The sequence below is a fragment of the Sorangiineae bacterium MSr11367 genome (assembly GCA_037157805.1).
Classification (GTDB): Bacteria; Myxococcota_A; Polyangia; order Polyangiales; family Polyangiaceae; genus Pendulispora; species Pendulispora rubella.
On record CP089983.1, the window covers coordinates 3,994,552 to 4,014,554 of the forward strand.

The following is a 20,003-nucleotide window of genomic DNA, read 5'->3' on the forward strand; positions in this document are numbered from 1 at the left end:
ATGAGAGCGTTCGGGGTGCTTTTCGTAGCTTCAGCGATTTCTCTCGCAGCATGTGGAGGTTCCAAGAAAGACCCCGCCACCCAGGCGCAACCCGCACCGTCCGCCAAGCCGGTCGCAAGTGCAGCCACGCCGGCGGTCGCACCGCCGACGAGCGAGGAGGCGGGGCAGGGCATCAAGTCCTTTCAGAGCGGCGACGTGGCGGGTGCGAAAAAGCACTTCGAAGCCGCCGTGAAGAAGAACCCCAAGGACGCCGACGCGCTCTACTACCTGGGGCTCGTGGCCGATCAGGCCGGCGACAAGAAGAGCGCCGAGGAGAACTACCTGGCCGCGTTGCAGCAACGGCCGGATCTGGACAACGCCTACGTCAATTTGGGTGCACTCTACATCGAAGGGGAGCGCATCAACGAGGCGCTCCTGATCACGCGCCAGGGCCTGCAGAAGAACGCGAAGCATCCGGGGCTGCACTTGAACCTCGCCGTGGGCCTCGCGACCAAGGGTGATGTCGCAGGCGCGACACGCGCCTTCGAAGAGGCGACGCGCTTGGCCCCGGAGGATCCGGTGTTCCAGGTGACGTATGCCCACTGGCTGGTGGTGTGGAAGCGCACCGACGAGGCGGCCGCCAAGCTTCGTTCGGCGCGGCCGCTCGCCGAGAACAACGTCGATACGCTGGGCGCCATCGCCAAAGAGATGCGGCTCGCGGGCGCGGCTGCCGACTGTGTGCCGACATTGGACAAAGCCATCGCCATCAAAGATACGCCCGAGTTGCGCTACGAGCGCGGCCTCTGCAAGGTGGCCCTTCGCGACGAGCCAGGTTCGCTGCTCGACTTCCAGATGGCCGTGGCCAAGGCCCCGAGCCATGCCGATCCGCATTATTGGCTGGCCGGCCGTTATGCCGTCCTGGAAAAATGGAAGGACGTCATCAGCGAATACGAGGCCTACCTCCGTCTGGCGCCCAGCGGTCCGTTCGCGCGGACGGCGCAAGAGCGCATCGAGCTGGCCAAGCAAAAGAGCGGTGGCGCGGCCGGTGGCAAGAAGACGCAGCAGGGAAAGGCCACGCCCGCACCAAAGAAATAGCCGTTTTGCCCGAGCACTCCGGGTGCGTTAACCCGGGTCGTTTGCTAGCGTCCTTCCCATGGACGTCGTCAAACATTGGATCGACAACGAGGCCGTTGACGGGGGGGATCGCAAGGGGGACGTATACAATCCCGCCACGGGCGAGAAGACGGCGCAAGTCGTCTATGCCAGCCGCGGGGATGTAGACCGCGCCGTCGCCTCCGCGAAGAAGGCGCTCGAATCGTGGGGCAAGGCCTCTCTGGCCAAGCGAAGCCGCGTGCTTTTCGCGTACCGCGAGCTCGTGGAGCGGAACAAGGACACCATCGCGAAGATGCTCACGTCGGAGCACGGCAAGGTGCTCTCCGACGCGGGCGGCGAGGTGCAGCGCGGGCTGGAAGTCATCGAGTTCGCCTGTGGGATTTCGGAGCTCGCCAAGGGTGAGTTCAGCGAGAACGTCTCCACGGAGGTCGATAGCTATTCGATCCGGCAGCCGGTGGGCGTGTGCGCCGGCATTACGCCGTTCAACTTCCCGGCGATGGTGCCGATGTGGATGTACCCCATCGCCATCGCATGCGGGAACACCTTCGTCCTCAAGCCGAGCGAGAAGGATCCTTCGGTGACGAATTACTGTGCCGAGCTGCTGAAGCAGGCGGGCCTTCCCGAGGGCGTCCTCAACATCGTGCACGGCGACAAGGTCGCGGTGGATGCCTTGCTCGAGCACCCCGACGTCGGGGCGGTGAGCTTCGTCGGCTCCACGCCGATTGCAAAGTACATCTATGAGACGGGCACCAAGAACGGCAAGCGCGTGCAGGCCCTCGGCGGGGCGAAGAACCACATGGTGGTGCTCCCCGACGCGGACATGGACCTCGCGGCCGACGCGGCGGTGAGCGCAGGCTACGGTTCGGCGGGCGAGCGGTGCATGGCCATCAGCGTGCTCGTGACGGTGGGCGACGCGGCCGACAAGCTTTTGCCGAAGATCCGCGAGCGTATGGCGGCGTTGAAGATCGGCAACGGCCTGGACCCGGCCAGCGAGATGGGGCCGCTGGTGACGAAAGAGCACCTCTCGCGCGTCGTGTCCTACGTGGAAAAGGGCGTGGCCGAGGGCGCGAAGCTCGTCGCCGACGGCCGCACCTTGAAGGTGAAAGGCCACGAGAAGGGCTTCTTCCTCGGCCCCTGCCTCTTCGATGACGTGCGTCCCGAGATGAGCATCTACCAGGAAGAGATCTTCGGCCCGGTTCTTTCGGTGGTGCGTGTTCCCACGTACGCCGACGCGGTGAAGCTCATTCACGAGCACGTCTTCGCCAACGGCGTGGCCATCTTCACCAACGACGGCGGCGCCGCGCGCAAGTTCCAGAGCGAGGTGCAAGTCGGCATGGTGGGCGTGAACGTGCCCATCCCCGTGCCGATGGCGTACTACTCCTTCGGCGGGTGGAAGAAGTCGCTCTTCGGCGATCTGCACATCTACGGCCGCGACGGCGTGCGCTTCTACACGCGCAACAAGGTGGTCATCGCGCGCTGGCCCGATCCGAAATTCCGAGGCGTGAACCTCGGATTCCCGCAGAATCACTGACGTTACGGCTCCCTCCCCCGGAGGGGGAGGGTTGGGGTGGGGGGGCTTAAATCCCGCGGACCACGAAGTGGCGCTCGTCGGCGCGTCGTTCGCCGAGCGCCACCAGCTTTCCGGTGGGATCGAACCAGGCGTGCACGGCGTCGGAGAGGACGCCGGCGATGTTCTCCTTCGCGACGGCGCGGCCACATGCCGCGTCGCGCGCGCCTTGCTCCGTCAACTGCGCTGCCGGCATCGCGCGCGCGGCCGCTGTTTCCAGCGGCAGGATGCGCGCATCCAGATCGGGCGCTTCCAGCGAGCAGGCTTCCTCGACGGTGAACGGGTGCGAGCGCGTGCGCCGGAGCGATGTCACGTGGCCCACCGTGTCGAGCCGCGCCGCGAGATCGCGTGCGAAGGCGCGCACGTAGTAGCCCTTCTCCACGGTGAGGCGCGCGGAGAACTCGCTTTCGCCTGCGCCGAGCAGCTCGATGCTTCGCACCTGCACGGGGCGCGCGGCCAGCTGGAACTCTCTGCCCTGGCGCGCGAGCTCGTGGGCGCGCATCCCTTCGTGGTGGATCGCCGACACGTTGGGTGGCACCTGCTCGAGGCGTTCCACCTCGCGCGCGATGGCCTCCGGCAACCGCGCTGCGAAGTCGGCCGGCACCGCCGCGTGCTCGGTCACGGCGCCATCGGCATCCAGCGAGTCGGTGGTGACGCCGAGTTTCACCGTGACCTCGTACGTCTTGTCGGCCAGGGTCAGATACGGCACCAACTTCGTCGCCGTCCCGATGGCCACCACGAGCACGCCCGTGGCCATCGGATCCAGCGTGCCCGCGTGCCCGATGGCCCGCGTTTTCAGCCGTTTCCGAAGCCGCTGCACCACATCGTGGCTCGTCATGCCCGAAGGCTTGTCGACGATGAGGACGCCGCCAACTCTCAATCGAGGGCTCAACCGAAGAACACGGACTTGCGCTCGCCGAGCGCCTTGTCGAGCATGTCCTGAATCGTCGTGCGCACACGCTCGGCCAGGCGCCCCACGAGGAGCTCGTCATCGGCCGCTTCCGGCCCGTAGCTCGCGACGTCCAGCAGATCGCCGAAGATGATCTTCCACTTCGTCGGCGCTGGCGCGAGGCCTGCGGGACCGAGCAGAGGAAACGTCGGCGTGACGGGGATGTACGGCAGCCCCAAGGCGCGCGCGAAGTACTCGACCCGAAGCAGCATCGGGTTTGCCTCTTCGGCGCCCACCACCACCACGGGCACGATCGGCGTGTTCGTGCGAAGGCAAAGCTTGACGAACCCACCGCGCCCGAAGCGCTGCAGCCGGTAGCGGTCGCGGTAAAGCTTCCCGATGCCCTTCACGCCCTCGGGAAAAACCGCCACGAGTGCTTCCTGCCGAAGCAGGCGCTCGGCATTTTCCTGGCATGCGCGCACGGCGCCGATGCGGTTGGTGAACGAGCCCAGGAAGGGAAAGTGGAAGATGAAGTCTTCCGCCAGCCAGCGCACGTCGCGGTGCTGAGGATGCTCGCGCTTCACGGCGGTCTTGATCATCGCGCCGTCGTACGGGAGCGTGCCCGAGTGGTTCGCCACCAAGAGGCAGCGCCCCTCCGCCGGGATGTTGCCGGCGCCAATCGTCTCCACGCGGAAGTAGCGGTCGTAGAGAAAATCGAACAGCGGACGAACCTTGGAGTCGTACACCGGGTCGTAGCCGAAGTCGTCGATCTCCTCGGAGCGGTTGCGCATTCCGAGGCGGCCCCACTTGCGCAGGTAAAAATCGGTCGAGAGCAGCTCGCGCGCGGTGTCGAAGACGGTGGGCTCCGTCTCCGGGCCGCCGGCAACGTTGCGCACCGAATGGCCGGTGCCCAAGCTCGTCACCGTGGGCGCGGGATCCGAGTCGTCGCTGTTGGACCCGGGCCCGCCGCGCAGCTCGTCGTCGTCGTCATCGTCGACGTTCGGCAGAACGTGGGTCGACGCTTGGTCGATCATGGCGTCGAGGTGCGCCTCGAGCTCGCGGATCTGCGCGGCCACCAGCTCCGGCTCCTCGGGCCGCGGCCGGCGCGCCGTCGGCGTTTGCTCGTCGCCGTCCTCGTCGTCGTCCTCTTCCTCGTCGGCCGAATCGGCAAAGTCGGAATACTCACCAAATTCCAAGGTCTGATGACGCAGCGACGGGGTAGGGGGAACCGAGGACGGCGAATGCGGAATGAACTGCACCGACTCCGTCGGCGCCTCGTCATCCGGTGGCAACGTGGCCGCGGAGCCATGCGGAATGGGCCCGCGCAGCGGTTTCGCGCCCGTGCGCATCGCTTGGCGCTCGTGCGTGATGGCCGGATTCTCCGTGGCCCCATGCGGCTTATGCCGGCGCCGTTTCTTGGGATGGGCCTGATTGGCCTGGGGCTGGGCCTGGACCTGGTTGGCTTGGTGCTGGGGATGCGGCGTACCGTTCGTGCCAGGCTGGTGCGTCTGGTGCGACGGTTGCTGCCCATCGCGCGGAGGCGCGGCCGATTGGCCCTGCTGCGGCCCTCGCGAAGCGTGCCGTCTCTTGCGCGTCATGCCACGTTCTCCTGCAGCAGCTTGACGTCGCGCAGTCGTTGGGCGCTCACGAAATCCAGCAGCGCTTCGCGGGTGGTGTAAGCCGGGCGAAATCCCATTTCCTTCTGCGCCTTCGTACCATCGGCGACGCAGAGGAAGCGCAAATACTTGAGGAACGCGGGCGGGACCTCCGCCACCTGGGCCAACCATCCGAGCGCGCAGACAGATTCGGCCACCGGGTGCGGGATCGGCAGGGCGATGCGCCCGGCCAGTTTGATGACGGTGCTGAGCGGCAGCACGCCATCGCCCACGATGTTGAAGGTGCCCGGCACATCGCGGTCGATGGCGAGCTTGAGTGCCGCAATCGCATCGACCTCGTGCAGGAACTGCAGCAGCGGATCGAAGCCCATCATCGTGGGCACCATCCGGTGGGCGAGGTAGCGCGTCATGTAATTGTGCACGGTCGGCCCCAGAAGCGGCGCCATGCGCAGAACGGTCACCACCGAGCCGGGCGCGCGTCGGGCGAACTTGCTCGCTTCCGCCTCCGCTTCGACCTTGTCGACGAAGAATGGCTCGTGCCGGTCCGCCCGGAGCGGGTGCCGCTCGGAGAGAAAATTCGGATTGGACGGATGTGCTCCGTACAGCAAGGTCTGCGACCACATCACGACCTTGCGGACCTGCGCATGCCGGGCGGCCACCAGGACGTGCATGGTCCCGACACTCTCGAGCTCGTGGGCCCAGGCGCTCGCTGGCGTAGGGTTCGCCAAAAAGGCGAGGTGAACCACAATGTCGGCCCGCTCGGCAGCGAGCACTTCCGCAAGCCGGGCCTCCGCCGTGGGCTGGGTAAAGTCGACCTCGTAACTACGGGTCTTTTTCCCTGCCGTGGAGGGCGCCTTGATGTCGATGGCGACGATGCGCTGCACGCGCTCGTCCTCCTCCAACAAGCCAATGACGTTGGTGCCTAAAAAAGACGCTGCGCCGGTGAGGGCTACGACCGGACCGCCTCGGCTGGTGTCGCGGAGCGCAGTCTTGCGGCCGCTTTCTCGTGAGCGGGTAGCGGCAAGCTGTCCAGATTTCGAGTCAGAGGCCATCGATTGGAGCGCCATGCTTAGGTGGGAGGTCGGATGGGAGGTCTGAAAGGCGCGGAACGACAGTAGTACGCCGCGGCCGAAGTTGGTACTTCGTTGCATACGGGGTGGTGCGATAATCTTCCCGGGAACGTGGGCAACTCGAGCCATGCCGTGCCGCCCCGTCTCGGGCCGTACGAGCTCATTGAACGCCTTGCCACGGGTGGCATGGCCGAGGTGTATCTGGCGCGCCGGGCTGGACCGCGCGGTTTTCAAAAGCTCTGTGCCGTCAAGCGCATCCTTCCACAGCTGGCACGCGATCCGGATTTCGTCGCGATGTTCGTGGACGAGGCGCGCGTGTGTGCCAACCTCTCGCACCCGAACATCGTCCAGGTCTTCGACTTCGGCGAGCAGGACGAAGAGCTCTACATGGCCATGGAGTACGTCGACGGCACGACGGGCGCTCGCCTGATTCGCGCCGCCGCCGCCCGCGGGGAGGAGCTCCCGCTGGAGGTGTCGCTCCACGTGGCCCTCAGCATTTTGCGCGGCCTCGAGTACGCGCACGCCGCGCGCGATCGCAAAGGGCGCCCCCTCAACCTGGTCCACCGCGACGTGTCACCGGGCAATGTACTCATTGATCGGTCGGGCGCGGTCAAGTTGACGGATTTCGGCATCGCACGCGCCTCGGACTTCGAGCGGCGCACGGACCAGGGCCAGCTCAAAGGCAAGCTCGGTTACATGTCGCCGGAGCAGGTGACGGGCCGCGAACTCGATGCGCGGAGCGACCTTTTCACCGTGGGCATCGTCCTCGCGGAGCTGGTGACCTTGCGCCCTCTCTTCTCGGGCGGCCGCGAGCTCGACGTGCTCTTGCGCATCCGTGATGCGGATCTCGGCCCCATCGATCGCGCCGGTTCGCTGCTTCCGGACGACGTGAAATCCGTGCTTCTGCGCGCGCTCGCGCGGGACAAGCTGCTGCGCTACTCCAACGCGGCCGTCTTCGCGGAGGCCATCGAGGAGATCATCCGGCGGCGCCGTCTGCAGGTCGGTCCCGCGCGGCTTTCGGCGTGGATCGAGCGGCTCGGTTTGATCGACGGGCCCGATGTCTCGAGCGACAACGAGCCAAGCCGGCCGGGCACCGCCATCCTCGAGCCGGACGACGTGGTTCGCAACGATCCGCGCGGCGATGGCTCCTACGACAGCGGCGGCTCCTACGAGGTGGCGCCGCAGATCTACCGGGTCGACTTGGGTGACGGCACCGCGAGCCAGCCCATGTCGTACCCGCGGGTCATCGAGTTGTTCGCGACGGGCGCCATCGGCAGCCGGTCCCTCGTGGCGCGCGAGTCGGGGCGCTTCAAGCCGGCGCTGCACTACAAGGAGTTCTCGCGCTTCGTCACCAGCCCCGCGCTCCGCTGGGACGACGACGCCGACGGCGCCGAGAAGAGCATGCTCGATCGGGCCACGCTCCCCGCGTACCTGTTCCAACTCGCGCTGGAACGCGAAACGGGCGCGCTGGTCTTCCGCAACGAGGAGAAGCAGAAGAAGATCTTCCTCGTGGAGGGCGCACCGGAGTTCGTCGCCTCGACGGATCGCCGCGAGCTGCTCGGCGAGCACTTGGTGGCGACCGGCCAGGTGCTGCGCATGGAGGTCGAAATGGCGCTGGCCATGCTGCCGAAGTTCGGCGGGCGGCTGGGCGACGCGCTGGTGGGCCTGGGCGTGTTGCGGCCCATCGAGCTTTTCCGCGCGATCCACGATCAGACGCAGATGCGCTACATGGACGTTCTCGGCTGGCCCGACGCGAGCATCAGCTTCACGCGCGGCGCGCGCTCGCACGAGGAGACGTTTCCCCTGGGCGTCGACCCGTTCGAACTCATCGCACGCGGCATCCGCGAGGGCTACACGGTGAGCGAGCTGGTGCAGCTTCTCGCCCCCATCGAGGACGACGTTCTCGAACGCGTGCCGAACCCGCCGGTGCGCATCGAGGTGCTGCGGCTGCCCGAGCGCGAGTCGTACATCTTGCGCAAGGTCGACGGGACGAGCTCGGTGCGCGCGCTCATCGGGCAGATGACCAACTTGAAGATCGCCGACGCCGACGACGTGATGCGCGCGGTATTCGTCGGCCTCTCGTGCGAGATGCTGCGTTCGATCCGCTGGACGGCGCTGCATCCCGACAGCGGCATCCGCCGCTCGGGCGCTTCGAAGGTGCGGCTCGGGCGATAGGCGGAGATAGGTGGCGACAAGGACGATGGCCGCGGAGCTCCTGGATCGCCGGACCAGCGACGGGTGATCCAGGGCATGGCCGAGGACGTCCAATTCGCGGAGCGAAGGGCGCGTGCCGCGATGGCACGGATCATGGTCTGCCCGCCGTTCATGGATTGGAAAACCCTTCTTCTCACCGCGACGCTGGGGATCGCAGGTGTTTCAGCGATGGCCGCATGCGCCTCCGGCGATGATAGCGGCACGTCGGACAAGCCCGACGGCGGTAGCAAATCTCCTCCACCGGGTGGCGGAGGTCCTCCGGGCAGTCAGCCGCCGCCGGGCGGTGGGGATGCAGGCCAGAGCGGCGACGCGGGAACGGAGACCGATGGAGCCGTGGATCCCGGCAGCGGCGGACCCTTCGAGGGGGCGCCTGCGTACGTGAAGACCACCGGAAAGAGCTCGCTCAGTACGGGGCATGCGAACGGCGTCTTTGGCAATCGAAACCCGGCTGGCACCGGTTGTCTCGACTGCCACAACGGCGGCCCCAAAGCGAAGACCTCGTTCCTGTTCGGCGGCACGGTGTATTCCGACCCGCAGAACGAAAAGCCGGCGAAGGACGTCGAGGTGCGCCTCGTCGTGAACGGCGTGGCGACGAACACGTACAGCGACGAGCAAGGCAACTTCTTCTTCGAGGGCAAACCCCACGCGGGCGGCGGCCACGTCGGTGCGCGCGATGCGACGGGCGCCATGCAGATGAATTCCTCGCCATTCAACGGCAATTGCAACGGATGCCACAACGGCGGCTCGCAGCCGCGCGTTCACTACCCCTGAGGGTTTAGGGTTTAGGGTTTAGGGTAAAAATTGCCGTTCAGAGTCTGGCTTGGAGGGCCGTAAACCCGTCGCAGTCGCGGAGAAAGGATCTCTCCCTACCCCCTAAACCCTACCCCCTAAACCCTAAATCCTTTCGATACACGGGGTAGGGGGCCTCTCCGGCGATATGTGTGTATCCTGCATCGATGTAGATCTGCTCCGGCCCCATCCACACTTCCTCGGGTCGGAGCTCGTCGTTGGACCGTCGCGGGTACGCTTCGACGGCGCGCCCGCCCCACGCGCGCACGGCTTCGTCGGCGCCGTGAACGAGCGCGCGCGCCACGCCCTTTCCGCGATGGTCGGGGTGCACGAGAAAGCACCCGATGCTGTACACGCCTTCGTCCGTGCCGAGATCCAGCGCACCGTACACGCGGCCCTTGCGCAACTTCGTTACGGTGGAGCGGGGCACCAGCTTCATCCAGCCAACGACGGCATCGGCCTCGGATAGCGCCACGAGTCCGCGCGAAGCGGGATCGCCCGCGAGCAGTCCCTGCGCATGCTCCTCGCGGTTCACGTCGGCGGAGAAGGCCGTGCGCGCGAGCCAGTCGTTCGTCGTGCCGATGAAGTGCCAGTAGCGGCAGTAGCACGAACAGTGGCACGCCTCGAACAAGGCGGCCCAGCCCTCGAGATGGGCCGCGTCGAGGGGAACGACCTTCAGCATCGCCCGTTGCTCACGTTGCAAGCGGCGGAACCAACCCCGGCGAGCGCGCTTCGAAGGCGGCGGCCACCGAGAACATCTTTGCCTCCTCGAGCCAGGGCGCCACGATCTGCAGCCCCACCGGAAGCCCCGACGCCGTCGGTTTGGCCGGCACGCTGCAACCCGGAATGCCCGCAAGGCTCGCGGGGAGCGTGTAAACGTCGTTCAAATACATGGCGAGGGGATCGTCCACCTTCTCGCCCAGGCGAAACGCGGGGGTCGGCGACGTCGGCGAGCAGATCACGTCGACCTCGCGGAATGCCTCCTCGAAGTCACGCCGGATCAAGGTGCGGACCTTCTGCGCCTTCAAGTAGTACGCATCGTAGTACCCGGCCGAGAGCACGAACGTGCCCAACAAAATGCGCCTCTTCACCTCGGTGCCGAAGCCCGCGTCGCGCGTGGCGCCGTACATCGCCTTGAGGTCGGCTTTGCCCGGCCCGGACGGCTCCACGCGAAGCCCGTAGCGGACGCCATCGAAGCGCGCCAGGTTGCTCGAGGCCTCCGCGTCCGCGATGATGTAATACGTCGCCAACGCATAGCGCGTGTGCGGAAGCTTCACCGGGCGCACGATGCAGCCCTCGGCCTCCAGCTCGGAAATGGCCGCGCGGATGCTCGCCTCCACCTCCGGATTGAGCCCCTTGGCGAAGTATTCCGCGGGGACGCCGATGCGCAGCCCTTTGACCGACTTGCCGCACGCGGCCTCGTAGTCGTCCACCGGCGCACCCAGCGAGGTCGCGTCCTTCGGGTCTTTGCCGGAGATGACGCCGAGCACGCGCGCCGCACCGCGCACGTCCGTGGCGAAGGGGCCCACTTGGTCGAGGCTCGAGGCAAAGGCAATGAGCCCGAAACGCGACACGCGCCCGTAGGTCGGCTTGATGCCCACCGTTCCCGTGAGCGCGGCCGGCTGCCGGATCGAGCCACCGGTATCGCTTCCCAGGGTCGCGCTCACCATGCGCGCTGCCACCGCCGCCGCGCTTCCACCGGACGAACCGCCCGGCGTGCGCTCCGGATCCCACGGGTTTTTCACCGGGCCATACGCACTGTTTTCATTGGACGAGCCCATCGCGAACTCGTCCATGTTCGTCTTGCCGATGATGATCGCATCGGCCGCGCGCAGCCGCGCGACCACCGTCGCGTCGTATGGAGGGACATAGCCCTCGAGGATCTTCGACGCGGCCGTGGTCACCACCCCGCGCGTGCACAAGGCATCTTTGATCCCAATGGGCACGCCGGCCAGAGGCCCCAGCTTCTCACCGCGGGCGCGCTTGGCGTCGACGGCGCGCGCCTGGTCGAGCGCGTTCTCGTGCGACACCGTGAGAAACGCGTTCAGCGCGCCGTTCCTCGCGTCGATGGCCGTCAGGGCTGCCTGGGTTGCGTCCAGCGCACTCGTCTCGCCCGCGCGAACCCTTTCGGCGATCGCGAGCACCTCGTCATGGCTCGGCATGGGTCAGCTCTCCACGAACGTGGGCACGGCAAAGCCGCCATGGGCCGAGCGCGGCGCCTGTGCGAGCGTCTCCTGCGGATCCAAACAAGGCTCGACCTCGTCGGTCCGCAGCTCACTGCGCTCTAGTTGCACGTAGGCTGTCGGCTCCACGTTCGCCGTGTCCAACTCGTTCAACTCTTCGACGTACCGCACCATGTCGGCGAGCTCGCGCGTGAGGCGCTCCGTCTCGTCGTCGGCCAAAATGAGCGATGCAAGCTGAGCAATGTGCTCTACCTGCGCGCGATCGATGCGTGTCGTCATAGGAATGCGCGCAGCGTATCACACGAGCTATCGCGCCGGCGAAGCCGTTTCCCCTTCGAAGATCGGCGTCCCGGCGTCGTGCTCCTCGTATTCGGGCGGCGGCCCTTTCGGCATGGGGGGCGCCCCTCCGCATGCGGCCGCCACGGCAGCCAACGAGATCAGCCCAAGGAGCACGACGGCGACGCGATGCATGCCCGCCTGCTTAGCAGCTAGTGAATCCCTTCCGCCACCTTCGCCAAGCTGGCGTTGAGCGCCTTCTTCGCAATCGGCTCCAGCGACGCGCGATCGCCGACGAAGTGGAATGTGCGGTTTACGTGCACCAGGGAGGCCTTCGGCGCGAGGGCTGCGGCGGGCGACGACGTTTCCAGCTCGTAGAATCCCCCGAGCGAGGGCTTTCCGGGGTCCGTCGGCCCGTCGTTGTAGCTGTTGACGACGTCGCCGCCGTACGGCGCCTTCTGCTTTTCCCACATGCTGTTCACGTAGTCGTTCGCCTTCGGCTTGTCGTACGAGACCACCGTGAGAAGCTTCGCCGACTCGGCGTAGCTGCCGAGCACGTTCTTCGCGCGCGACGGGCCCAAGCCAATCTTGCTGCGGTGCTGCCCGTCGGCCTTGAAGCGCAGGTAGCCGTCCTTCGATTCGGTCGCGAGGCGATCGGCCGGCACCTTGCCGAAGTAGCGATCGTTGACCACCTCGCCCTTGGCCGCGGCCTCGAACGGCACGATGACGTAGCCATCGGGGGCCGGGTTGAATTGCCCGAGGATCCACACGCTGAGGAGGCCGGCATCCTTGGTCCACGCCTTCGAGCCGGTGTTGGTGATCTTGTTCGTCGTGGCGAAGCCCACCCACTTCACGCCTTCGCCAGGCTTCGTGCCCGCCAGCTTTTCGACGTCGCCGGCGCTCAGCAGATCGATCGTGCGCTCCACCTCGAGGGAAAACTCGGTCCCCTTGTAGTTCTTCAAGGTGAGGTTGCGCTTGAAGACCACGCGCGTCGCCGTCTTCTCGGAAACGGTCCACGCACCTTCTTGCAAGGCCGCGGGCGTCTGCCACTTCGTCAGATTGAACTCGGCGCCCGGCGCGAAGAAGAGCGCGAACTGCCCGCCCTCGGGCCCGAGCCAAAAGCGGTCCTCACCGCCATAGTTGTCGAACGCCGCGCCGGTTTTCTTTTCCTCGATGAACTTATGGTTCACCCAGCCGATGCTCTTCTCGGCGGCGCCGATGGCGCTGGTCATCACGCGGCCTTGGTACGTGGGCGACACGGCCACGCGACCGCCATTGGGCGCTTCGAGCACCTCGACGGTGCCGTGCTTGCGCAGAAACTCCACCTCGTAGTCGAAGCTGCCCTCGGCCGCCGAGGTTCGCCCCGACGGATCGGGGCCGACCGACTTCGGCGGGGGAGGTGGCGGTGGGGCTGCGGTGGTGGTCGCCGTTTCGGGCGCCATGGCCGGGGTCGTGGGCGGCGGGCTGGAGTCGCCTCCGCATGCCGCGACGGCACGGACCGCAAGGGGGACGAACGCCAGCGCAAGGACTAGGGGGGTCGAGGGGGCTCGCATGTTGGCAGCTACGGTAGCCGCGTCCGCCATCTCCCCTCAAGCCTCGTTTGTCCAGATTTCCTTGACTTCAAGGGTGCACTGCGTCAGGGTGCCGCCGCTATTTCCCGCCCGAAAGGGCACACACACTCCTCACGCTCTTCAAGCGCAAATCCGCGGCCCGGTGCGCTCGGTTCTAGCAAGACCGACGCTGGCCTCGGGAGAAGAGCGGCGGCTCAACCGAAAGGAAGCGCTCTCAATGACCCAAGAATCCATTTCCGCCCAAGGTCTGCCCCAACTCCGCGGTGATTTTCCCCTCCCGCTCAAGGCCCTCCTGGACGCAGGCGTCCACTTTGGCCACCAGACCAAGCGCTGGAATCCGAAGATGCGCCCGTATATCTACGGTGCGCGCAACGGCATCCACATCATCGACCTCGACCAGACGGCCCGCCTCTTCCAGCGCGCGTTCAACTTCGTGCAGGAGACCGTCGGCCGCGGCGGCCACCTCCTCATGATTGGCACCAAGCGCCAGGCACAAGAGATCGTGCAAGAGGAAGCCACCCGCTCGGGCTCCTTCTACGTCGTGAACCGCTGGCTCGGTGGCACGCTCACCAACTTCCGCACCATCAAGCAGGGCCTCGATCGCATGCGTCAGTTGGAGCGCATGAAGGACGACGGCACGTACCTGCAGCTGCCGAAGAAGGAAGTCTCGCGCCTCGAGAAGGAGCGCGAGCGCTTCGAGAAGTACGTCGGCGGTCTCAAGAACATGGGCTCTCTGCCCAGCGCAGTCTTCATCATCGACCCGGCGAAGGAAGTCATCGCCGTGCAAGAGGCGAAGAAGCTGCAGATCCCGCTCGTTGCCATCGCCGACACGAACTGCGATCCCGATCTCATCGACTACCCGATCCCGGGCAATGACGATGCGATCCGCTCGATCCGCCTCATCACCGCCCGTCTCGCGGACGCGGTCCTCGAAGGTGCGCAGCGCCGCAAGGACACCGTGGACCGTGGCGGCGAGGAGCGCGGTCGCGCCCCGCAGGCCGACGTTTACCAGAGCGGTCGCCGCGGCGGTGAGCGCGGCGACAACACGCGTCGCGACGGCGGCGCCCCGAACTGAGGGAACGGTTGGGGGGAGCGGTTTGATTCGGTGATGGCTGAAGAGCCTGAAGACCGAAACGGCTCGATGGCCAAACGGCTCGATGCCTGAACGGCTCCCCCCGCCCAAGCTCGAAAATTTTGATCGATTACCCCCCTGAGGGGGGGCATGGAGATTCGGAAGATGGCCGAGATTACACTCGCATTGGTTAAGGAACTACGTGAGCGCACCCAAGCCGGAATGAGCGACTGCAAGAGCGCGCTCGTGGAGGCCGAGGGCGATCTGGAGAAGGCCATCGAGGTCATCCAGAAGAAGGGGCTCCTCAAGGGCCAGGCCCGCGCCGGCAAGGTCGCGACCGAGGGCGAAGTGCGCACCTGGGTCGAAGGCGACGGCAAGCGCGGCATCATCGTCGAGGTCAACTGTCAGACGGACTTCGTCGCCCGCGGCGACGAGTTCCGCAACTTCGTCGGCAAGGTCGTGGATCTCGCGCAGTCGGCTTCGCGCCCCACCGCGACGGACGCCGCCTCGCTTCTCGCGACGAAGGTGCCCGGCTCGGACGAAACGCTCGACACGGTGCGCCTCGCACTCGTCGGCAAGACCGGTGAGAACACCGTCGTTCGTCGATGGGACGTGCTCAAGGCCGGCAGCGACAACGAGCTCGTTCTCGCCTACGTGCACATGGGCGGCAAGCTCGCCGTTCTCGTGCGCGCCGAGGCTCCGAATGCCGCGGGCCGCAACTCGGCGGACTTCAAGCAGTTCATCGAGAACGTCGCGATGCAGATCGCCGCCATGAGCCCGCTGGTCGTGCGCAAGGAGGAAATCTCCGATGCGCAGGTCGCGAAGCAGAAGGAGATCTACGAGGCCCAGCTCCGCGAGGAGCCGAAGCCGAAGCCGGAAGCCGCCTGGCCCAAGATCATCGAGGGCAAGGTTGCCAAGTGGTACACCGAGGTCACCCTGCTCGGTCAGGACAACGTCTGGGCGCCCGAGAAGGGCACCATCGACGCGGTCCGCGCCGAAGTCGGCAAGGCGCTCGGCGGCGAGGTGAAGGTGCACGAGTTCGTGCGCTTCGCGCTGGGTGAGGGCATCGAGAAGAAGACCGACGATCTCGCGGCCGAAGTGGCCAAGATGACCGCCGGCTGAAACTCCATTCGGGGTCTCTAGTGAAGCTCTGCGCGGTCAGCGTGGATCTCGACGAGATCCCGAATTACTTCCGAATCCACGGGCTCGCGGAGCCGGGCCCGTTGTCGAGGCATGCTGTCTACGACGTCGCCATCGATCGCTTGCTCGCGATGGCGGCCGCAGGCGGCATGCCTTTGACTTTGTTTGCCATCGGCTCCGATCTGGCGCGCCCCGAGTCGGCCACCAAGCTTCGCCACGCGCGCGAAGCCGGCCACGAGATGGCCAACCACACGCTGGATCATCGTTACGATTTGACGCGCCTCGAGCGCGCGGAGATTGCGCACCAGATTGGCGCCGGCGCCGACGCCATCGAGCGGGCCACCGGCGAGCGGCCCGTGGGCTTTCGGGCGCCGGGCTACACCATCTCCGACCAAGTGTTCTCCGTGCTGCGCGAGCTCGAGGTGCTCTACGACTCCTCGGTGTTCCCGTGTCCCGCGTACTACGCGGCGAAGGCCGCGGCGCTGGGGTTGATCCGGTTGCGCGGGCGCACGAGCCACTCGGTGCTGGACACGCCGCGCGTGCTCACCGCACCGGTGCAGCCATACCGGGCCGGCGTTCCCTATTGGAAGCCGGCGCAGGAGGGGCTTCTCGAGCTGCCCATTCAGGTGACGCGCGGCCTTCGGCTGCCGGTCATCGGCACGTCGATCACGCTGGCAGGGCCGGCGCGTGCGCGCATGCTGGCGCGCATGTGCGTCGGGATGCCGCTGGTCAACCTGGAGCTTCACGGCATCGACGTGCTCGATGCAGGCGACGGGCTCGATGCGCTGCTGCCGTACCAGCCCGACGTGCGCGTGAGCCGGGAGCGAAAGCTCGAATCGCTCCACGCGGCGTTCGATACGCTGCGCAACGCCGGTTACTCGTTCGTGACGTTGCGCGAAGCCGCGGCTGCGTTTTCCTGACGGCGAGAAGGGCTACTTCTTGCGTGCGTCCAGGCTGAGCGGCCCGGAGCCGACTTGCGTGATGAAGAGCGCGGCGCCGAGCATGGAGATGTTTTTCATGAACATGGCCATGTGGATCTGCTGCTGCATCGGGTCGGTGAACGCCCAGAAATTGTGCAGCGAGATGGTCACCGGCACGAGGAAGAGGGCAATCAGCCACGCGCCCCACTTGGCCTTGTAGCCGAGCGCAATGCTGAGGCCACCGACGAAGGCGATGATGCCCGAGAGCGGCACCGCGACGCTTGCGAGCGGAACGCCGGCCGCGGCCGCATAGCCAATGGCCTGCGCCGAGAAATGGTTCGGGCCCGACATGAGGAAAATCAGAGAGAAGAACACGCGGCCCACCGGAACGAGGTAGCGCTGTGCACTCGAGGCACTCGAGTTCGGCGCGGCGCCGTCGTGGTTCGCGACGCCTTCTGCGATGACGTTGTTCATACGCCGGAAGATGGTACGTTGCAATTTGTGCGACAAGCGGCCACTTCGAAACGTCATGTTGCAGAATCTGAAACACTCGTTGCGGATGTGTTGGACCTGCGCGCCTTCTGCTTGGTGGCCGATTTGCGGTCGCTCACGGCCGCGTCGCACCTTCTCGGGGAGAGCAAAGCCACGGTGAGCCGGCGCATTGCGCGCCTCGAGCAATCGCTCGACGTGTCGCTCTTGCGGCGCAGTCCGCGCCTGGTGGAGCCCACGGACGACGGTGTGGCCTACCGTCAGCGCGTGGGGCAGATCCTCGAGCTGCTCGGCGACGCCAACACGGCGGTGCGTCAGTCGCACGCGGCGCCGAGCGGCAAGCTGCGCGTCACGGCGCCGCCCGAATTCGGCAGCGTGCTCGCGCCGCACATTGCGGCGTTCAACCGGCGCTTTCCCGAGGTGCTTCTCGATTTGGTCATCGCGCAGAAGATTCTCGACTTCGAGAGCGAACACCTCGACGTCGCGTTCCGCGTGCACGCGAAGCTGCCGGACTCGCCGCTCATCGCGCACAAGCTGTTCGACATCGAGGGCGCCACCGTGGCCTCGCCGGCCTACTTCGCCGAAATGCCTTCGCCCCGGCAGCCCGCCGACCTGACCAAGCACCGCGTCGTGTTGATGCAGTACGAATGCTCGCATCATCCCTTGCCGTTTCAACGGGCAGACGGCAAAGGGCCCATCACGGAGATTCGCCTGCAGCCGAGCATTGCGGCCTCCGACATGAACTTCGTCAAAGAGCTCGCGCTCGCCGGTGCCGGGATCGCCGTGTTGCCCATCAACTCCGTGCGCCGCGAGCTCGAGGAGGGCACGCTCGTCTGGGTGCTCAAGTCGTACCGCCTCTTCGGCGCCGCCATCTACCTCATGCACCAAGGCGGCCGTTTCCTACCGCCCAAGGTGCGCGCCTTCCGCGACTTCGTGCTCGACGCCTTCGCCGCAAAAGGCCGCCGCGTCAACGGCCGCTAGGGCGCGAAGCCCACGAGCTTCCAGAGCGCGGCGGGATCGTAGGTGCGGCCCCGCGCGATCACCGTGGCGATCTTGCGGATGTCGTGGATGTCGCGGAGCGGATCGCCGGCGACGACCAGGATGTCCGCGCGTTTCCCGGGGACGATGGTCCCCACTTGCCCATCGAGGTGCATGACCTTCGCCGGCACACTGGTGGCCGCCTGAATGGCTTCCATGGGCGTAAAGCCCGCCTGCACGTAGAGCTCGAGCTCGCGGTGCAGCGAATGACCTGGGACGGCTTGATCGGTGCCCGCCACGATGGGCACGCCCGCGCGATGAAGCTCGCGCAAAATGGCGACGTACTTCTCGAAGTAGCGGGCGCGCAGGGGGGCCAATTCGTCGGAAGGGCCTTCGATGCGCATCACGGCAAGCTCGCGCGGCAACTTGGCGAGCCCCGGCTCCCGCTGGGCGAGGACCTCGCGCGTATGGTTGCCCAGCTCGAAGAGGACCGCCGTGTCGTCGAGGAAGGCCTTCTTCGCCGCGAACGTGCGAATCACTTTTTGAAGTGCTGGGCCCGAAACGTCGGCGTCGGCGATGCGTCCTAGTCGCGCCGCCGGGGAGAGGTTGCGCATCTCGCCGGGCTTGTAGAGCGACGAGAACGCATAGCTGACGTGGCTGATGCCGTCGTAGCCCGCCTCGAGCGCTTGCACGACGTCCATCCCCTCGGGGACGTGGCCCACGACCCGCAGGCCGCGCCGGTGCGCTTCCACCGCGATGGGCTTCACGAGCGCAGGGGGCATGCTCGAGTAAATCTTCACCTCGGGGCAGCCCGCCTTCTGCAGGCGATCGAGCATCGGAACGATGTCCTCCGCGCTCTTGATGCGGAGCACGCCGAGCGAACGCGGGCCCTCGCCATCGATCAGTCCATCGACGATGATCTGCGGGCCCACACCCTTGCCGGATGCAATGGCATCGCGCGCGCCGGTGATGAACTCGAGCACATTGCCCATGTCGCGCACCGTGGTGACGCCCGCGGCGAGGTACGCGGCGCTCCATTCGACTTGCTCGTAGTGCGCATGCATGTCCCAGAGGCCGGGAAGCACGGTCTTGCCGCTCACGTCGACCGTGACGGCGCCGTCGGGGACCTTCGTCGAGGCGCGCGGTCCCGCGGCGAGGATTTTCTCGCCGTCGTACACCACGACGGCGTCCTTCACCGGCGGGCGCCCGGTGCCGTCCACGAGTTGAGCGCCCACCAGCGCCACGATGCGACCCTCGCGCGGGATGACCGCGCCCTTCGCGGCCTCTCCCAGCCAGGCGACGCCGTCCGCGCCGGCGCGGGTCAGGAAGGCGGGCAAGAGCCCGATCACGTCCTCGCGCACCGCCTCGAACAGGTCGAACTCGGCGTCGCGTGTCATGACCGCAGCGAGCTTTCCCGCATCGTCGAGCCACGCATCCTCACGACCCCAGACGAGATCGCGCACGCTCACGTGCTCGAGGGTGACCTTCTTTCCCTCGAGGTCGAATGTCTCCTTGCCGCGTGATTCGATCGACGCCGTGCCTTCGGGCACGAGGGCCACCTTGGCGGGCCGTCCTGCGCGTCCCCAGCCGCGTAGGAGCAGGTCCTGCATCAGAATGGGGGCATAGCCACTCGCCATCGCAAAGGGCGCAGAGGCTTGAACCACCGTGGGCTTCTCCCCGAGTCGGGTGATGGTGAAGCCTCCTGGATCGCGGACGACAGCTTCGTCGGTCCAGACCCCGCGCGCGACCCCGCCCCACGCGCGGTAGCTTCGCGGCGCGCCGTCCGGCGCGAGGAGCACCGAGCCGGTGAGCGGCACGGTCGTTCCGCGGTCCTGAAATGCAAACGAGGCTTTCGCTTCGACCTCGCCGCCGCCCATCTTCGTGTACGTGTCGCGTTCCGTGCCGACGCGATTCATGAACTTGTGCAGATGAAAGACGGTGACCTCGCCCGGCTCGTACTTGCCAGGGGTCTCTCGTTTCTCGGCCGCCGACGTCGTAGGCTCGGCCTTTGGAATGGGGGCTGGCGCCGGGGGAGGGGTGCTGCTTTGGCACGATGCCATCCACACCATGCACAACGCGCTCATCGCACCCATGGCGCGGCGCGGAGTAAGCGATGAACCTTGGCCCATCGTGCGAC

18 protein-coding genes are annotated in these 20,003 nt (G+C 66.6%); 8 read left to right on the forward strand and 10 right to left on the reverse strand.

The genetic code is table 11. The annotated features are described in order from the left end of the window. Together LVJ94_16085 and LVJ94_16090 are read left to right on the forward strand one after the other, a co-directional pair. Window positions 1-1,074: a tetratricopeptide repeat protein gene (locus LVJ94_16085; GenBank protein WXB08746.1), complete on the forward strand. Its 1,074-nt coding sequence runs from the start codon at window positions 1-3 to the stop codon at window positions 1,072-1,074. A 58-nt stretch (window positions 1,075-1,132) separates the two neighbouring features. Beyond that, window positions 1,133-2,623, forward strand: coding sequence for a CoA-acylating methylmalonate-semialdehyde dehydrogenase (locus tag LVJ94_16090; GenBank protein WXB08747.1), 1,491 nt, complete (start codon window positions 1,133-1,135; stop codon window positions 2,621-2,623). A 46-nt stretch (window positions 2,624-2,669) separates the two neighbouring features. On the opposite strand, the gene truB is transcribed toward LVJ94_16090, so the two are convergent. The 3 genes from truB to LVJ94_16105 are packed head-to-tail and all read right to left on the reverse strand — an operon-like array spanning window position 2,670 to window position 6,216. Beyond that, complete coding sequence (gene truB, locus LVJ94_16095; GenBank protein ID WXB08748.1) at window positions 2,670-3,497, reverse strand: tRNA pseudouridine(55) synthase TruB; 828 nt, start codon at window positions 3,495-3,497, stop codon at window positions 2,670-2,672. 50 nt (window positions 3,498-3,547) lie between these two features. Further along, entirely contained in the window at window positions 3,548-5,146 is a 1,599-nt protein-coding gene (locus tag LVJ94_16100; GenBank protein ID WXB08749.1) for a 1-acyl-sn-glycerol-3-phosphate acyltransferase, read from the reverse strand. Then, the gene (locus LVJ94_16105) at window positions 5,143-6,216 is read right to left on the reverse strand and encodes an NAD-dependent epimerase/dehydratase family protein (GenBank protein WXB08750.1); all 1,074 of its coding nucleotides are present in this window, start codon (window positions 6,214-6,216) and stop codon (window positions 5,143-5,145) included. Before LVJ94_16105 ends, LVJ94_16100 begins: the two co-directional genes overlap by 4 nt. A gap of 129 nt (window positions 6,217-6,345) precedes the next feature. Here LVJ94_16105 and LVJ94_16110 point away from each other — a divergent pair, with 129 nt between their 5' ends. Together LVJ94_16110 and LVJ94_16115 are read left to right on the forward strand one after the other, a co-directional pair. Further along, window positions 6,346-8,409, forward strand: a complete 2,064-nt coding sequence (locus tag LVJ94_16110) for a serine/threonine protein kinase (GenBank protein WXB08751.1) — start codon at window positions 6,346-6,348, stop codon at window positions 8,407-8,409. A gap of 75 nt (window positions 8,410-8,484) precedes the next feature. Beyond that, window positions 8,485-9,219, forward strand: coding sequence for a hypothetical protein (locus tag LVJ94_16115; GenBank protein WXB08752.1), 735 nt, complete (start codon window positions 8,485-8,487; stop codon window positions 9,217-9,219). Between the two features lie 109 nt (window positions 9,220-9,328). Here the strand turns inward: LVJ94_16115 and LVJ94_16120 are convergent, their stop codons facing one another. The 5 genes from LVJ94_16120 to LVJ94_16140 are packed head-to-tail and all read right to left on the reverse strand — an operon-like array spanning window position 9,329 to window position 13,249. Continuing rightward, window positions 9,329-9,919 carry a GNAT family N-acetyltransferase gene (locus LVJ94_16120; protein ID WXB08753.1) on the reverse strand — a complete coding sequence of 197 codons (591 nt, stop codon included), beginning with the start codon at window positions 9,917-9,919 and terminating at the stop codon, window positions 9,329-9,331. Between the two features lie 10 nt (window positions 9,920-9,929). Continuing rightward, a complete protein-coding gene (gatA, locus tag LVJ94_16125) occupies window positions 9,930-11,399 on the reverse strand; it encodes an Asp-tRNA(Asn)/Glu-tRNA(Gln) amidotransferase subunit GatA (GenBank protein ID WXB08754.1) in 1,470 nt (489 codons plus the stop codon). Between the two features lie 3 nt (window positions 11,400-11,402). Further along, the gene (gatC, locus tag LVJ94_16130; protein ID WXB08755.1) at window positions 11,403-11,699 is read right to left on the reverse strand and encodes an Asp-tRNA(Asn)/Glu-tRNA(Gln) amidotransferase subunit GatC; all 297 of its coding nucleotides are present in this window, start codon (window positions 11,697-11,699) and stop codon (window positions 11,403-11,405) included. 27 nt (window positions 11,700-11,726) lie between these two features. Next, complete coding sequence (locus tag LVJ94_16135; protein WXB08756.1) at window positions 11,727-11,891, reverse strand: hypothetical protein; 165 nt, start codon at window positions 11,889-11,891, stop codon at window positions 11,727-11,729. Window positions 11,892-11,908: 17 nt separating this feature from the next. Then, window positions 11,909-13,249: a hypothetical protein gene (locus LVJ94_16140; protein WXB08757.1), complete on the reverse strand. Its 1,341-nt coding sequence runs from the start codon at window positions 13,247-13,249 to the stop codon at window positions 11,909-11,911. Window positions 13,250-13,484: 235 nt separating this feature from the next. Between LVJ94_16140 and rpsB the strand changes: the two genes are divergently transcribed. The 3 genes from rpsB (at window position 13,485) to LVJ94_16155 (ending at window position 16,399) form a co-directional block, all read left to right on the forward strand. After that, window positions 13,485-14,342, forward strand: coding sequence for a 30S ribosomal protein S2 (gene rpsB, locus LVJ94_16145; GenBank protein WXB08758.1), 858 nt, complete (start codon window positions 13,485-13,487; stop codon window positions 14,340-14,342). A gap of 162 nt (window positions 14,343-14,504) precedes the next feature. After that, a complete protein-coding gene (tsf, locus tag LVJ94_16150; protein ID WXB08759.1) occupies window positions 14,505-15,461 on the forward strand; it encodes a translation elongation factor Ts in 957 nt (318 codons plus the stop codon). A 20-nt stretch (window positions 15,462-15,481) separates the two neighbouring features. Beyond that, the gene (locus tag LVJ94_16155; GenBank protein WXB08760.1) at window positions 15,482-16,399 is read left to right on the forward strand and encodes a polysaccharide deacetylase family protein; all 918 of its coding nucleotides are present in this window, start codon (window positions 15,482-15,484) and stop codon (window positions 16,397-16,399) included. A 12-nt stretch (window positions 16,400-16,411) separates the two neighbouring features. On the opposite strand, the gene LVJ94_16160 is transcribed toward LVJ94_16155, so the two are convergent. After that, the gene (locus LVJ94_16160) at window positions 16,412-16,873 is read right to left on the reverse strand and encodes a DoxX family protein (protein ID WXB08761.1); all 462 of its coding nucleotides are present in this window, start codon (window positions 16,871-16,873) and stop codon (window positions 16,412-16,414) included. A gap of 87 nt (window positions 16,874-16,960) precedes the next feature. Here LVJ94_16160 and LVJ94_16165 point away from each other — a divergent pair, with 87 nt between their 5' ends. Beyond that, window positions 16,961-17,869, forward strand: a complete 909-nt coding sequence (locus LVJ94_16165; protein ID WXB08762.1) for a LysR substrate-binding domain-containing protein — start codon at window positions 16,961-16,963, stop codon at window positions 17,867-17,869. Here the strand turns inward: LVJ94_16165 and LVJ94_16170 are convergent. Beyond that, window positions 17,866-19,995, reverse strand: a complete 2,130-nt coding sequence (locus LVJ94_16170; GenBank protein ID WXB08763.1) for an amidohydrolase family protein — start codon at window positions 19,993-19,995, stop codon at window positions 17,866-17,868. The two genes, LVJ94_16165 and LVJ94_16170, sit on opposite strands and share 4 nt — an antisense overlap. Between the last annotated feature and the right edge of the window lie 8 nt (window positions 19,996-20,003).

Coding starts and splice junctions, on each gene's coding strand:
- LVJ94_16085 (WXB08746.1), top strand. CDS start 1: ATGAGAGCGTTCGGGGTGCTTTTCGTAGCTTCAGCGATTTCTCTCGCA.
- LVJ94_16090 (WXB08747.1), top strand. CDS start 1,133: ATGGACGTCGTCAAACATTGGATCGACAACGAGGCCGTTGACGGGGGG.
- truB (WXB08748.1), bottom strand. CDS start 3,497: ATGACGAGCCACGATGTGGTGCAGCGGCTTCGGAAACGGCTGAAAACG.
- LVJ94_16100 (WXB08749.1), bottom strand. CDS start 5,146: ATGACGCGCAAGAGACGGCACGCTTCGCGAGGGCCGCAGCAGGGCCAA.
- LVJ94_16105 (WXB08750.1), bottom strand. CDS start 6,216: ATGGCCTCTGACTCGAAATCTGGACAGCTTGCCGCTACCCGCTCACGA.
- LVJ94_16115 (WXB08752.1), top strand. CDS start 8,485: ATGGCCGAGGACGTCCAATTCGCGGAGCGAAGGGCGCGTGCCGCGATG.
- LVJ94_16120 (WXB08753.1), bottom strand. CDS start 9,919: ATGCTGAAGGTCGTTCCCCTCGACGCGGCCCATCTCGAGGGCTGGGCC.
- gatA (WXB08754.1), bottom strand. CDS start 11,399: ATGCCGAGCCATGACGAGGTGCTCGCGATCGCCGAAAGGGTTCGCGCG.
- gatC (WXB08755.1), bottom strand. CDS start 11,699: ATGACGACACGCATCGATCGCGCGCAGGTAGAGCACATTGCTCAGCTT.
- LVJ94_16135 (WXB08756.1), bottom strand. CDS start 11,891: ATGCATCGCGTCGCCGTCGTGCTCCTTGGGCTGATCTCGTTGGCTGCC.
- LVJ94_16140 (WXB08757.1), bottom strand. CDS start 13,249: ATGCGAGCCCCCTCGACCCCCCTAGTCCTTGCGCTGGCGTTCGTCCCC.
- rpsB (WXB08758.1), top strand. CDS start 13,485: ATGACCCAAGAATCCATTTCCGCCCAAGGTCTGCCCCAACTCCGCGGT.
- tsf (WXB08759.1), top strand. CDS start 14,505: ATGGCCGAGATTACACTCGCATTGGTTAAGGAACTACGTGAGCGCACC.
- LVJ94_16160 (WXB08761.1), bottom strand. CDS start 16,873: ATGAACAACGTCATCGCAGAAGGCGTCGCGAACCACGACGGCGCCGCG.
- LVJ94_16170 (WXB08763.1), bottom strand. CDS start 19,995: ATGGGCCAAGGTTCATCGCTTACTCCGCGCCGCGCCATGGGTGCGATG.